General features: G+C 60.6%; 10 protein-coding genes. 4 read left to right on the forward strand and 6 right to left on the reverse strand.

Annotated elements, in window-relative coordinates; all coding sequences use genetic code 11:
* Position 1 precedes the first annotated feature (1 nt).
* The 6 genes from ACP95_RS05500 to ACP95_RS05520 all read right to left on the reverse strand — a co-directional run bounded on the left by ACP95_RS05500 (position 2) and on the right by ACP95_RS05520 (position 7,127).
* Positions 2-3,862, reverse strand: a complete 3,861-nt coding sequence (locus ACP95_RS05500; RefSeq protein ID WP_049980247.1) for an Eco57I restriction-modification methylase domain-containing protein — start codon at positions 3,860-3,862, stop codon at positions 2-4.
* Positions 3,863-4,016: 154 nt separating this feature from the next.
* On the reverse strand, positions 4,017-4,367 hold the full coding sequence (locus tag ACP95_RS05505) for a hypothetical protein (protein ID WP_154018458.1): 351 nt from the start codon (positions 4,365-4,367) through the stop codon (positions 4,017-4,019).
* A gap of 314 nt (positions 4,368-4,681) precedes the next feature.
* On the reverse strand, positions 4,682-5,230 hold the full coding sequence (locus ACP95_RS15255; protein ID WP_082224592.1) for a type IV pilin: 549 nt from the start codon (positions 5,228-5,230) through the stop codon (positions 4,682-4,684).
* Between the two features lie 171 nt (positions 5,231-5,401).
* Complete coding sequence (locus ACP95_RS05510) at positions 5,402-6,202, reverse strand: hypothetical protein (protein ID WP_049980249.1); 801 nt, start codon at positions 6,200-6,202, stop codon at positions 5,402-5,404.
* Positions 6,203-6,270: 68 nt separating this feature from the next.
* Positions 6,271-6,687 (reverse strand): type IV pilin, encoded by a 417-nt coding sequence (locus ACP95_RS05515; protein WP_082224593.1) that lies wholly within the window; start codon positions 6,685-6,687, stop codon positions 6,271-6,273.
* A gap of 29 nt (positions 6,688-6,716) precedes the next feature.
* Complete coding sequence (locus tag ACP95_RS05520; RefSeq protein WP_154018459.1) at positions 6,717-7,127, reverse strand: type IV pilin; 411 nt, start codon at positions 7,125-7,127, stop codon at positions 6,717-6,719.
* Positions 7,128-7,635: 508 nt separating this feature from the next.
* Here ACP95_RS05520 and ACP95_RS05525 point away from each other — a divergent pair.
* The 4 genes from ACP95_RS05525 to ACP95_RS05540 all read left to right on the forward strand — a co-directional run bounded on the left by ACP95_RS05525 (position 7,636) and on the right by ACP95_RS05540 (position 14,886).
* Positions 7,636-8,226, forward strand: a complete 591-nt coding sequence (locus tag ACP95_RS05525; protein ID WP_049980252.1) for a hypothetical protein — start codon at positions 7,636-7,638, stop codon at positions 8,224-8,226.
* A gap of 90 nt (positions 8,227-8,316) precedes the next feature.
* Positions 8,317-12,519 carry a fibronectin type III domain-containing protein gene (locus ACP95_RS05530; protein WP_082224594.1) on the forward strand — a complete coding sequence of 1,401 codons (4,203 nt, stop codon included), beginning with the start codon at positions 8,317-8,319 and terminating at the stop codon, positions 12,517-12,519.
* A 7-nt stretch (positions 12,520-12,526) separates the two neighbouring features.
* The gene (locus tag ACP95_RS05535) at positions 12,527-14,131 is read left to right on the forward strand and encodes a S8 family peptidase (RefSeq protein ID WP_049980254.1); all 1,605 of its coding nucleotides are present in this window, start codon (positions 12,527-12,529) and stop codon (positions 14,129-14,131) included.
* On the forward strand, positions 14,128-14,886 hold the full coding sequence (locus ACP95_RS05540; protein WP_049980255.1) for a hypothetical protein: 759 nt from the start codon (positions 14,128-14,130) through the stop codon (positions 14,884-14,886). Before ACP95_RS05535 ends, ACP95_RS05540 begins: the two co-directional genes overlap by 4 nt.
* Positions 14,887-14,969 lie beyond the last annotated feature (83 nt).

Genomic DNA, 14,969 nt, shown 5'->3' on the forward strand with positions numbered 1-14,969 from the left:
CTTAGGCTAGCTCGTCGTACTTCCCCAGAACCATCTCGAAGTAGTTCTCGTCCATCATACGTGGGTCCTGTACCCGGTGGAAGTCGTCTAACACGAACGAAGCTTGGTCCCGGTTAAGCCCATAAGCGTGGAACGATGCGGCGTCGATCTCGGCTTGTACTTCCCGGCGTTCGTCCATCTCTGTCGCCGGTTCGATACCACCGAGGCGTTCCCGCATCTCCTCGAATTCCTCGCCGTAGCAGTTGAGCCGGGCTGCTCGGGTGGAGATGTAGTCAAACCATTCGTCGCCTTCGGTGAGCCGAGGCACCTGCGATTCGGTGAATTTGTACATCACAATGTGGGTGTCCACCTTTGTCTTCATCAGGAAGTCGAAGGGGATACTGTTGATCAGGCCGATGGCTGCAAAGAGCTCCTTATCACCAAACACCCGCTCGTATGCGCTGTGGAGCGTGTCGTTTTCGAGATCGTTCTCTTCTGGCTCGATCTCGTATGGTCTAAGCGTGTGTAGCGTATTCGTGCAGACAACACCGGTGGGAATGACGCCGGCGAGAATCGTTCGCTCGTTCGTTGCGCTCGTCACGTCCCGGATGGCGATCCGATACTCGGTGCAGTCAAGCAACACGTCCTCTTCGTCCAGCGGCTCTCCACGACGCTCTTCTAACAGATCGTTTACGAACCCGACCTGCGAACCGGTCCCATCAAAGGCATCGTAGACTGTACGTTTCAGGTTCCGAATGTTCTTCTCTCTTATTCGGTACTTTGCACTCTTCTCTTGGGGACTTTCGACGCTCCAGAATTCCGGTCCGGAGATACCGAAGTAGGTCGAGTCATAGATGAATTGGTAGACGTTTTTCCCACCAAGGACCGGATAATCGCCTTCGGCCTCAGACTCAACAAACCTGTCTGTATCGTTCGTTCGATCGAGCTCCCGGTAGGGGTCTGCGTACCACTCCTCACCTGTTTCCTCTCCAATTGAGGTGTGCTGAATAACCTTCTCAAGCACCTCACTCTCCTCTTCAGATTTCAGAAGTGGGAACACGCGAGCTTCCGGCGAATACCGCTCTAAGACAGAACGGGGTGTGAGGAAGGCTTCAGCGTCCAGATTCCGTAGTACGTTTGCATCACCTTCCCTGTAGAGACTCCGGATCTGATCAGTTTGACCCTGATTCTCGAATGTGAGCACGGTGAACTTGTAGCGGGTGTCGATGTTCTCGAAGATGCCGTGGTTCATGAAGTGAGCCAGCACGTCCACGCGCGTCTCTTCGAGGAGGTGCATCCGGAGGTCCTTGCCGGACGATCCGGTGAAGATCGTCCCGGGAAGGATTTGCGCTACGTGCCCGTCGTCCCTTGCGATCTGGAAGACCCGTTCGAGAAAGAGCGCCGATAGGTCGTTTTCAGTCCCCTCAGTTCGCCCAGCGACAGTCGGCCGCTGGAGTTCGTAGGCTTCGGCATTGTTGAAGTAGTCGGCCTGGATCTTGATGGTCCGTTTGTACTCCTCCCACTCCTCGGCAACGTCCGGGTCCTCCAACAGTTCTTCCTGCCGCTCGTCTTTTGCTTCGGGGAGTAGCGTGCGGAAGTCGGAATCATACCGGACGAAGAAGTCGTCGCGGAGAGGCTTGACGCGATCCCAGGGCGGATTCCCGACGACTACATCGAACCCTCCGTCAGCGTACACCTCCGCGAACTCCAGAACCCAGTTGAACGGGTCCATCTGCTCGACCGTATCGGTCGTGATGTCCTCGATTCCTGCTTCCACGAAGTCCCCGTGAATATCCTCGACGAGTTCCTCACGGGCGTTCTGGAGTTTCTGATTGGCACGCTCACGGTGCTCCTTGGCCGTTTCGCCATCGAGGGCCTGTTCGTGGGCTTCGATTTCCTGGATTATGTCCTGGTATCGATCCCGAACGCTGTCCTCGCTGAAACTGCCGATCTGGTACTGCTTGCCGTCGTCGGTTGTCTCGGGGAAGCCCGTATATCCGATCAGACTATTCCCCTGTCGAAGGTTGAACGCGACGTTCGGGAGGGCAAGGTCGTCATCAGCAGCGAGTTCATCAACGTTCTCGGTATCCAGTTCGGCGATAACCGAGAGCCAACACCGGAGTTTGGCGATCTCGACAGCCGGACCCATCAGGTCCACCCCGTAGATGTTGTTCAGGACGGTCGTCTTTTTGAGCCGATATTCGTCAGGGAACGCTTCCTCATCGTCGTCCTCGTCGGCGTTCCGACTGTAAAGCGCCTTCCGGACGTTAACAATCTCTTCGAGGACAGACGTGAGGAAGTGCCCACTCCCACAGGCAGGGTCCACCACACGGAAGTCATCCACTTCGGCGAGAAGCGCACTAATCAGACTCCAACTACCCGGCACGTCGTTGATCAGCTCGTAGACAGAATCGTACCGTTCGACCTCGGCTTCGGGCCAATCACGCTCGTCCATCAACACCGTCTGGAAGCGATCGAGCAGCGCCGGCCGAACCGTCTCCTCGGCACTAAACCGAGTGATCTCACTGGGCGTGTAGTAGGCACCGAGTTCCTTGTTCGTGTCTGCATTGTCGCTGCTGATGTAGTTGATAGTTTTCTCGAAGACGTTCCCCAGCACACTCGGGTCGAGGTCCGTCGGAGCGCCGCCTGCCGAGAAGCTGTATCGCTCCAGAAGGTCGATGATCGAGAACAGCACCGAGTTCCGAACGTCGAAGTCTTCTTCCTCGAACTCGCCCTCGTCACCGTTAATTGTCGGCCGGAAGAGCCCACCGTTGAGGTAGGGAATGTCTTGGAACAACTCGATCTGCTGGACCTGCTCAGAACGGTTGTCCACCTCTTCGTTCATCACGTCATAGAACAGCGGCTGACAGAACTCCTCGTAGAAGGTGCCCGTGTAGAAGCCGTCCTCGTAGGTGTCTTTCAGCGTTCGGAGGAGGTCCGGCTCGACCAGCGACTTGTCTTCGAGGAACTTCACGAAGACGAGCCGGTTCATCAACTCGACAGCGAACAAGCGGGCGTCATCTTCGTTGGCGGCCTTTGGACGGACGACGCCATCGCCGACCAGCGATCGGGTGGTCTCCTCATCCTCGTCGACGATCCCGAAGACGTACTCGACGTAGTCGTCGTAGAACTCGTCGGTTATCTGTTCCTTCTTCTGTTTGATGACCTGACGGGCGTCTCCCGCGATGGAGACGAAGTTCTCGAACTCGAAGGTCCTGATGAGTCGGACGACCGCTTCGCGGTCGGTATCGAAAACCACGTCCGAGAGGTCGTCACGGGCACCGAGTTGGTTCTCCAATACAGCGAGGAAGACCGGGCCCAAATCCACTTCTTCGATGACGTTGTGCGTGTAGGAGTCTGGATCATACCGGACGAACACCCACCGGATCCCGTCGGTAGCGAACCCGAAGTCGGACTCGAATTCGCGCTGGCTTAGCCAGTCCTTGACCTGCCCGATCCCATGATCTCGGCTATCGAGATCCTTGTTGATCGGTTCCGCTTCGACGAGGAGTCGGGAGGAATCGATATTGTCGTGGTCCCGGAGTGAGATGGTGTAGTCAGCAACCTGCGTCTGCCCGCCGGAGAGGCCGCCAGCTTCCGATCGGTACTCGTGCCCGAGCGCGTTGAGGAGTGGCTCGATGACGGCGTCCTGGGTAAACGACTCAGGCTGCAGGCCGTCCCGTGTGTACTCACTTTTGAGTTGGTACGAGCCTGGATCTTTCCGAAGGGTTGTGAGTAGGTGGTCGTCGTCGATCTGCTCGCGGAGGTTGTGGACGGCTTCGTCGATTGCCTCCAGTAGTGCGTCGGCTTCGGCGTCGCTGACACTGGTTTCGAACGCTTCGGCGACGAACTCGGTCGGCGTTGAAGGGGAACTCGTAGACATAGTTTCGTCAGCCGGCTGAATACTGCGTGGGAAACACCGTCTCCAGATAAATATGCGGGTACGGCGCTGGCTCAGCGCACACCTCTTCCGGGTGGGAACATCCCTTGACAGTACCTGCTCGGCGAGCGATCCAACCGGACCCCTCGTAAGGCCCCTACCTGTCCGTCTCACCCGTCCGCAACCACTCCAGCCAGCACGCTTGCCCACAGAACACCGGCTTGTACATCATCCGCCCTACCTTCGCCGGCACCCAGAGACAGGCGTAGGCGTGGGACTCCAACAGGTCGACGGCGTCGCCACAGTGCTGGCACGCCTTGTGGTGGACGGCGCCCTCGAGGCGGGTGTCGTCGATGTGCTCGAGATCCACGTCGACGATCTGGCGCTTGTGCCGCGGCGGCGCCGCGTCGAGTCCGCCGGCCGGGATGACGGCGTCGTCGTCGAGGTCGATCACGCAGCCACCCCAGTACAGCACCCGCTGATTCTGTCGCGATGTGGGTCGACCCACGCCAGGAGTTCGTCGTCCCGAGCGTCGATGGGCATCGACGTCGATGCACCGGTTGGCTTCCAAGCGGCCATACGTCCACTCACCACTGTAGAGCCATAACCGCCGCCCAGGTGGTTCCGAACGGTTCCGAGTGGTCAGAATCAAGAGACGGCCGGGACCCGAGCGATTCCGAACGGGGTTCTGGAGCTAGCATCAGGAAGTGAGGGTTTGTTGACGGCCAATCCTATTCGAGGGTACATCCGTTAGGAAGCCATAGAAATGCGTCTACGGCAAATGAAAAAAAAAAAAAAAAGAAAATCGGTTCGGACCGGGAGTTACACCAGTTCGACAGTGGTGTCAGCGATTATCGATTCCGACGGCTTGTGAATGATCTGAACATCGTAATCGCCTTCATCTAGTGTACTACCCCCATCGTTATCGACAAGGGTGAGTGTGTCACCTACACTGAATTCATACGAGTCAGTCACAGCGGTGCCGGGCGAACTTTCCAACTGCAGGTTGTCATTGTCTACGCCATCAACACCGTCACGCTGACTAGCGGCGAATGCACCGGATTCGAATGTGTATGTCGAAGACGGGCCCTCGAACACAATCCGAATATCGCCCATCGTAAGTGCATCTCCACCGTCATGTGAGACTACGAAAGCATTACCTGGATTCGCACCGCCTCCGTTATAATCTGCGGAGGCGTCCTCAACACTAAGCTGGCTCTGCGGAGCCTGTTGTAGACTGTCTCCCAGTCCAAGCACGAACGTCCCGATGACGGCTGCGAGAATCACGGTGATGGCAACCATCAGGATCACTCCGATTACCGGAGAGACACCACGGTCGTCGTCGAGTACTGCTTTGAGTTTTGAAATCATTGGTTTTCCTGCGACCCGGTTGTAGGAACATATCCTATAGTGGATATGCCTACGTAGCCGTGTCTGGATATAACATCTCCACCAAATCATATAAAGAGTAGGACCTGATTATCAGTTCCTAAAAGACATCATATTGCCATCCGCCGGCTCGATGTGGGTAGCTGCCGGTAACTACGCCAATCCGAGTTCGCGTACTGCGTCAGCAGAGACCGTCACGCCGGCGTCGCTAACTGTTGCCGCCTTGCCGGTCACAGTCTCGATCAACTGTGCAACATCGGCGAAGTACTGGCGTGGTCGATCAGCTTGGATCTGTCGTGTCGCTTTGCCTCGATGCTGACTTCCACGCCCCCGAACGAACAGCAATGCAAGATCCATCTGCAAAACTCGAGGTGCGTCGACAATCCAGTCGGGCAAACCACGGACTGAGTCGGCATTCTTGTCGCCGACATGTGCGCCAGCGACGACAAGTGCGCGGCCAAGTAGCGTCCCGTCGCAGGAAGGTTTGATCTCGTCGCCTTGGGCCTCGTGGCCGCGCTCGACGTGCTGGGAGCTGACGCCAACGCGATCGAGCGCCTCCTCGATCGCCCTTTCATTTGCGTCGTTATCCGGACTCCAGGATGGCAAGTAGTCTCGCTTGTTGATCGACCCAAAAGCATAGACGCCGATCACGAGCTCGGCGAGCGCTCGGACGGTGTCAGTCCACTCGTCGGCGGTCCAGCCGAGGTCGCGTGCCTCGTCGACGGCACGGGCGGCGTCGGGCTTGCTGTCGCGATCGACCCAGGCTCGAACTTCCGAACGCGAGATGCCTTCGAACTCATTCGACTGATCTGAATTGATGGCACTCGCGACGCGCTGGCTGCCCCAGTTCTCTGGTTTTTTCGCCGCTTCCCGATAGAGTTCGACTGCTGCTACGGGGTCTTTGCTGGGGTGGTTGTACGTCCGCGCGAGGGCGCCGGCGTCAACGAGGGTCATGTTGAGTAGCTACTTGGTGGTTGGTTGTACGCATGAAAAATGAACGCGGACCGACTGCCGATCCGTGATTACGGAGACGTGTCGACTGTTGCTTCAGCGATCACCGACTCGGACGGCTCGTGGATGATCGTAACGACGAGATCCGCATCCTCGGATACGCTTATCGTAGCGGATTGACCCACACTGAGCTCGTCTTCAGCGTATGGGACCTCCAAGTCCACGGAGTCGCCGGCGTCCGTTTTAATCAGGATGTCGGTTGCGGTCAGCGCATCTCCGCCGTCATGGGAAACGACAATACTACCTGCGTTCCCAGCTTCAGCGTCAATGCTGATCTGCGCCTGCGGTGCGGACTCGAGACTGTCACCGAGCCCGAGGACGAAGCCGCCGATCACAGCGGCGAGAATGACGGTTATTGCAACCATCAGTATAACGCCTATCACGGGGCTCACACCGCGATTATCGTCGGAATAACCTTTTTGTTTCATTGTAAAAGTATATATTCGTTGTTAGAACTTTACCACTCCAGTTCGGTTTCGAGCAGGATCGATTCTGACGGTTCGTGGATTACGGTTAAGGTATTTCCTGACTCGCTATCGTCGGACATGTCAACGACTACTGGCGAATCGCCAACACTGAGGTCCGAGGCCAGATCGTCAGCGGTAGTCCCGCCCCCCCAGCTAATCGAGATATCGCCCATTGCCAGCGTATCTCCACCGTTGTGATTCAGGACGATGTTATTATTCGTGCTCTCGTACTCCGCGTCCAGCTGTGCCTGCGGCGCCTGTTCGAGACTGTCGCCCAGCCCCAGGACAAACGTTCCAATCACAGCGGCGAGGATGACGGTGATTGCAACCATCAGGATCACGCCAATCACAGGCGAAACGCCACGATCGTCGTCGAGTACTGCTTTGAGTTTCGAAATCATGTCTGGTCTCATAACCCGGCAGTAGGGGCTTTCTACCGCGTGTGGGCGCGGCCCCTGTGCTACCGCGTCTACTCACTCAGAATCGGAACTGGTACATAAAAGCCGGGACCAAATTATCAGCCCCGAAAGCCAGTATGGAACTGCTACTTGTTGCCAGACAGCATTCGGGGGCCGGGGTAGGGCCCCCGGACTGCCGGGTTACAAGACGCCCTCGTTACTTGAGGGCTATTGGGAGTTTGGGAAGGGGTGGTAAAACGTCGTCGGCCCGTCTATCGCTTGTGAGACTCGACACTCTCTCAGACAATTACCTCACCCGGGCACAGCTTTCAGCGTTCTCGGCGTGCCTTTAAGATAGATCTCGCCAAATTCACTAGTAAGCAGACAGCCACGGCCCCAGCGAGGGATACACCCGCGCCGCCACTGATGGCCGCTCGGGAAACGTGACGATCCTCCGGTGACGGAGTCGCTGTCTTGTGGCGAGTAGCCACTGCACCAACCACACAGAGCCATGTCCACGAACACCGAGAGCGACGGGTATCGCCGCGACAACTGGTGGGGCGATGCCGATATCGATGCCGACAGCCGCGTCAACGCCGCCAATCGCCCCGACCCGAACGATCCGAACGAGTTGATCGCCCACCGACTGCTCCGCGATACGGCGTCGATGCTCTGCAAGACCACGCTGCTCGAGGAGCCCTGGAACGGGGGCCGGCTTGCGGAGGCGATCGCGCTCGTCTTCGATGACGATCCAGACTTCGACGGTCGAAGCCAGGTAATGCACTACCGGCAGGAGCCTGTCGAACTCACGGACCCTGAAGTTCGGCCCCCGACGGCGACCGCTCGTGATCAGCGGCACCGGAAACGAATCAACCGCGAAGCTGGCTACATCTCCGGTGGGCACTCGACCGGCGTGCTGATCCAAGACCGCCCCCTCGATGCCTTCATGTCCGTCGTTCAGCTCTGGCTGGCCGGCCGGAGGACGGATCTGCTCGAATCGGAGAAACGTGAGGCCCGCCAGCTCGCGGCGCGCCTGAAACAACAGGGCGAGCTGCGGGATGTGGATGTGCTCACCCGTGTGATTGAGTCGGTCCGAGAATGATGAGCGACCCCATCAAGCCACGACCTGGCCGTCGGTTGACCAGCATGACGCTGGCACTGCTGATTGCCTCATAATCGAGGAACACAATTCATGTACGAAACATCCACTCTGAGTCGCATCGCTCGTCAGCTCACCCTGCGACGGCTCGAACTAACCGCCTTGTCGACGACGGCGCTGGCGTTCGTGCTGACCGTCATGCTCCTTGAAACTGGGCTGGTCCACGAGGCCAACCCGGTCACGGCTGAGCTCGCCGCTCGCGTCGGCTGGACCGGCACCGGGCTGGTCGGGATCGTCGTAACCGCCGGTGCGTTCGCAGTACTTCGTAGCATTGACTCGAGGGGGTACCGACACTGGGCGGTGGCTGGCGGAATTGGTCTCGCCGGCTTCTCCGTCGCCGACCTCTCGATTAACGTCGTACGACTGTACCAAGTCGGACTTTCGTCGTTCCCTGTTGGGGAGGTCCTCGCCACGTCCACACCGGCGGTTCTCGCGGCAACCTTCGCGATAGTCTCTCCGTTCCTGCCTCAAGTTCGGCGGGACATATCGGTACCGGCACTAGCACAAGCTTGCCGGCGAGGTGTACCTGCAGCGGTCGCGCTAATCGTCGTCACGTCCACATTTGGTGGGATTGTACTTGTTGGGACGCAACCGACTGAAACCGGCGAGTTTGGACGTGCTATAGCCGATACAGGAGGCGAACTATATGACGACTTTGACCAGTACGATATTAATACTACAAGTCCAGGACCGTGGACTTCTGGTACCGTAGTTGATGTATCTAACAATTATACGAATAACGGACTTCAGTATGATGGATTCCTTTCCAATGGTAACGACTATTCGTCAGATAATTTCTCCATTTCGGCAGTAACCCAAGTGGGGGATACTTACGACGGGAACCATGGAGATATAGGTTTCAGTATTCAACAAAATGACGGCAATAATGCCGGAATATGGGTGTTTGTTGACCCGTACAATAATGAACTGGAAATTCACTACAATGCTGATAGTGGTGCTACTGTAGTAGACAAACATAAGTCAGTTACAATAAACGGCGGAGATTGGTTCAAATTCTCTTTTGAGTCGAACAGCACATCTGGGGTACTATATTACGAAAATCTAGAAACAGAAACAACTGGAAAACTAACGGTTAGCCACTCGACATCATACGTAGGCGAGTTCCGAATTAATGAGGGTGGTCCTGGGAACCCGACAATTGGGAATATTTCAATCCAGGGCGGCGAAGAAAAGGTTTTGTCAGGTCTTAGTGCCAGTTCTACTACCGAAGATTCAACCCAGTTGTCTTGGGACGCTTCCGGAATAGATACCACTACCGTCGAGTACAAACCCACCGCTGACTCCAGCTGGACCACCTTCTCAACGCTCTCCGGATCGACCACCACGGAGACACTCACCGGCCTGAAGAACGGCGAGGCGTACGATTTCCGGGTTGTCTCCGACTCCGACTCGACGGTCAAGAGCACGACCTCCGCCACCACCACCCTCCCGGCCGAAGACCAACCGATGCTCTCGACGCCGGCTGAGGGCCAGATCACGGTCGACCGCGAGACGGTGACCACCAACTACGGAAACGTCGAGGTCCAGTACCGCGAGACCGGCGCGTCGACATGGAACACCTGGAGCACGGTCCCGTATGACTTCACGACGATCGACATCACGAACCTCTCAGACGAAACGGAGTACGAAGTCCGCCTGCAGACCCAGACCGAACACACGACGGCGAGCTGGACCACGCCCGTCACGGCGACGACGCTCACCCCCACCGAATCCCTCTCCGGCGTGGTCATCAACCAGAACGGCCAGCCGGTTGCGAACGCGACGGTCACCGTCACCGGTATCGACAAAGAACAGATCACCGTCAACCCCGACCAGATCGACGAGCGGATCAACGAGATCGAGGAGGAGATCACCACCGCTGCACCGCCGGACTGGAACCCCGATCGCCGGCTCGCAAGCTCCGATGGCCTGTTTGGCGACGCCGCCACAGACTACGTCGCGGTCCACCCGCAGGGCGACTGGGGTGTGACAGCCTACAGCGATACTGCCGAGCTGGGCAATCCGCGGGTTCAAGTCCCGGCGGACGAAGAGTTCGTCCTCTCTGTCTGGGACCCAACAAAAACGGGAATCGCACAGAACGCAATCGACCGACAGCTCCCTGGCGCGACCGTTGATGACACGAACATCGTCGTCGAGTCGATCGACCATCAGGGCGGCACTGTCGACAGACAGATCATCGGCACCAACACCACGTACTCGAACGAGATCTTCGGCGCGTCAACCTACTCTGTCGAGATCGCCCAGACCGAACTGCCGGCAGGGTTCTACCACGTCTACCCCGAAGGCAGTCCGGAGACGGGGTACACTATCGTGGTCGGTGATCCTGACGAGATCGTCGGCGCCATCCGAGCGGATCTGAAAGACGAGAAAGGCCAGCTGACCGCCCAGGCCAAGGACGTTCGCGAGTACATGAACGACGACGTTCTGAAACAGTACAAAACGACGACCAACTCGCAGGGCGAGTGGTCGACGGACGTACGAGCCAGCGTCACCCGCGTGACTGTACAAGCCCACAAAGCCCCGCCCGGCCTGAACCAGGACCCACAGAACGTCTCACTGCAGGACGTGCGTGAGTTCTACGCCGTCACGGAGTACAACGGCAGCTACGTCATGCCGGCCGACGCGGGCACCTACGCGGTCCCGGATAGCGACATCCGCGTCGAGGTGGTCGAGACCGAAGCGCCGCAGTTCGCTGAGCTCGGCCGGTTCAGGAACGCGACCGAGGCGTTCCGCTCCCTGCTGGAAAACCTGAGCTACAGCGAACTCCCGAGCAGCATCCAGCAGCGCCTCGACGAACTCGACCGGGACAGCCTCGAGAACACGGCCGAGGAACTCCAGCGCCTGACCAACGAGAACTCCCAGCTTGAGGCTCGCGTCGAGGAGCTGATGAACCGCGACCTGAGCGAGATCACGATCAACGACTCCAGCGATGCGGAGCTGATGGAGCAGATCCAGGCCCAGCAGCAGGCAATCTCCGAACTCCGGTCGACGATCGAGGCGACGGAAACGGACACCTCGATCAACGAAAGCGTCGCCTCGTCGACGGCGACGTTCGCACAGGAACTGACTAAGGATCAGGTGCGCGTCGTCGCGAACTTCCCGAACGGCACCTCCCGCGAGGTCGATGACCAGTACATCACGCTGGACCAGTCGGCCGCCACGTTCGTCGGCCAGGGAGGCACGCAGATCACCGTCGAAGACTACCCACTTGGCGACGCCAGTGGCGTCACGTTCGACTACGTCGTCGTCACGCCGAACGGCATCGGCGAGACCACGACGAACGCGCTCAAACCCGGCGCCGAGCGCATCGGCCTCGACGCGATCAGGCTCTCTTCCCTCAGACCCGGCCCGGACGAACAGGTCGACGTGACGCTGATCGGCGACGACGAAACCCAGGTCGCGAACGTCACGAACGCCCGCGCGGTGGCCCCTGACGGCTCGACACTGGACACGACCACAGGCACGCGGACGGCGACGTTCACCACCAGCGGCGAAGGTCGCCACTACGTCGAGATCACCTTCGAGACGGCCAGCGGCCAGGCGGGAACGCTCACCCACCGCATCGCAGCCGGCGAGACGGACCAGGCCATGCCGCCGGGCATCCGGATCAAGGACACGCCCTTCGGGACGCTCGCGGTCGTCGGAGACGGCTATGAGGCCGGCAGCGTCGACGTGCGAAACGGCGGCTCGACAATCGACGTGACCGCCCAGATCGGCGCCGACCAGGAGGCGCCCGCCCGAACCCACCTCTACGCCCACAGCACCGACCTCCCGCCGACCAGCACACTGTCGGTGAACATCGTCCGCGGTGAGAACCAGCGAGCGGTGCAGCGCCACGTCGAGATCACGGCCCACCTGCCGGCCATCACGACGGAGAACCCGACACTCTACCGCGGCGAGGAGGCACTCCCGCGCAACGGTGAGGGCCAACTCGCGTCGGTTGCCACGACCAGCGACGAAACGACGATCGTCACGGTCACCGACGCCCGCGGGTCGCTCGAACTCCAGACCAACAGCAACCCCAGCCGGTTCGAGCGCATCAGCTGGTGGCTCGACCGGAACACGCCGGAGTTTTCGCTGGGCATCCTGCAGGTTCCGAGACTCCCCACCGTCCCACTCGACGTGAGTGGGGCCGTCGGCTGGGTTGGCCCACCACAGGCCGCGCCGACGCCCACCATCACCACCCCCACCGCGTCCGCCGTTCTTCCGAGGTGATCCACTCATGCAACGCAAAACCCTCGTTCTGGTAGTCGCATCGCTCACAGTCCTGGCCTCGATCGGCGGCGCCTCCGCGGCGGCCTTCGGCGCCCAAGGCGTCGACCCGGACTCTGGCCTCGGCGGCCTCGCCCAGCAGACCGGTGGCGGCCTCTTCGGCGGTGACCAGCTCCCCGACGAGGTCGCCACGTTCGGCGGTGACCCTGGCTGGCACGTCGCCGTCGACGATCGCTCTGCCCTCGAGGACTGGGCCAACAGCAGCGACCAGCGAGAGATCCTGAGCTACGACGCCGAGCACAACACGTCGGTCGTCGCGGCGCCCGCTTCGCACATCGGCACCGGCTACCTCGACCGCCTACTCGGGAACGGCCTCCACGCGCGGGACTACGTGCAGTCGATCGCGGTTGTCCAGGAGGTCGACACACCCGAACCACCGGAGCCGGTGAGCCGTGAGACGTTCGAGGCGCCCGATCGGGGAATAATCGCCGACCTGCGCGGGCCCTCCTACGCGACGGCGGGCATCGCGTTCACCGAAGACGCCAACCGCTCGACGCTCGCCGAGGCACGGGCGACGATCAACGCCGACGCGACGACGGCCGACGGGAGTGGCGTCACGGTCGCGGTCCTCGACGACGGCGTGACCTACGACTCGACGCTCTACGGCAACCGGATCGTCGACGGTCACGACTTCGTGGCCGACCGGGACGCGACCGCGGCGGGCAACTGGGAGAACGTCTCCTCAGCGAACGGCCACGGCGACTGGGTCGCATCAGCGATCGCCGCCAACGCCTCGAACGACAGTTTCGTCGGGGTCGCCCCGGACGCCGAAATCCTGGTTGGGAAGACGATGGGCGCAAACGGAGGAACTTCCGCCGACATCGTCGACGGTCTACGCTGGGCCAACGAGCACGACGTGGACATCGTCTCGATGAGCCTCGGGTCCCAGATGTACAACGCGGCGATCGACGCCGCGGTGCAGGACCTCGTCGACAACGGAACGGTCGTCGTGATCGCGGCCGGGAACTCTGCCGGCCAGATCCCGGTCGGTATCGCGTCGCCGGCGGACTCGCTGGGCGAAGACCCACAACAGGACGGCATCATCACCGTCGCCGCCACGAACGTCACGGCGAACGCCTCCGACGCCGGCGTCGCGCACTTCAGCCAGCGTGGGCCTGATCCGGGCGCGGCATCGACGACGTTCGGCGCGACGCGCGGCGCTGATCCGACCGTCGCGGCGCCGGGCATGGAGATCACCGCCCAGACCGCCGACGGTGAGAGTACGCTGTCGGGGACGAGCATGGCCACGCCCCTGGTCAGCGGGTCGGCGGCGCTACTCCTCGACCAGCACCCCGACGCCAACGTGAGCGAGGTCGAGCAGCGCCTCGCCCACGGTGCGACGCCGATCAACGGCAGCGGCTACCACGAGGTCGGCGCCGGCATGGTCGACGTGGAGCAGGCGCTCGACACCCAGCCCGACCCAGACACGGACTACTACGCTGACCAGCGCGAGGCCCGCATCGCCGCGGCCGCGGATCGGGACGCGATCTACGAGACGCTGGCCGCCGATGCGCGTGGCCGGTGGGCCAGCGTTCAGGAGGCGATCGGCGGATGAGCTACACGCGACGGGACGTGCTGCGTGGCGCCGCCGGCGTCGCCGCGGGGTCGGTGGCAATCGGCACCGTGGCCGCCCAAGAGGAGTACGACCACTGGCAGGCGCAACCGGACCATGTGTCCTTGGTGTACGACGAGCCGACGCTGGTCTCCTACGCGCCGCGCCTCGTACTCAGCCAAGAGGCACGTGAGAAGTTCCGCGGGCTCTGGGGCTGGACGGCGACGAGCCAGGAGTACGACCACGACCACCACGTCTACGTCGCGCTCTACACGCACCAGGACGGCCTCGGAACGATCGGGCAGATGCTCTCGGACAGCCACCTCGGCGACACAGAGTGGTACTACGTCCTCTCGGACCCGGAGACCGGCGAGACGCAGCAGGTGATCTACGACGCCTACCACTGGGTGGCCGGCAGACAGAACGCCTCGTCGATCACGATGGACGGCGAGCACCCCGTGGCTTCGGTTCAGGACCCCTGGCACTTCTACGCTCACCAGAGCGTCGACGCCGACTCGGCGACCTCGTTCGACGAGGTGAACGACCTCACCGAGGAGTTCGGCGGCCTGCTCTCGAACGGTCTCGACGAGAGCCTCGAACCGGGGACCGTCACCGACCCGGCGACGATGCAGGCCCGGACCCACTGGTGGCGCTCGGCCGTCGGCGAGTTCTCCACCGACGCACTGCTGGCGTCGGCGGTCTACCGCCTCGGCTGGGTCGGCGCCGATCAGGCCGACAGCAGCGCGCTGGCGTTCTAACCCGCTTGGAGCAGGCCGGTTCGACTCCGGCCGCGGGCCTTGCAGCACTCAGATAGACTCAGACACCGCTGGAGTGGCGGTGG

Origin of the sequence: Halolamina rubra (assembly GCF_000739555.1) — an archaeon.
In the GTDB taxonomy this organism is placed as follows: Archaea; Halobacteriota; Halobacteria; order Halobacteriales; family Haloferacaceae; genus Halolamina; species Halolamina rubra.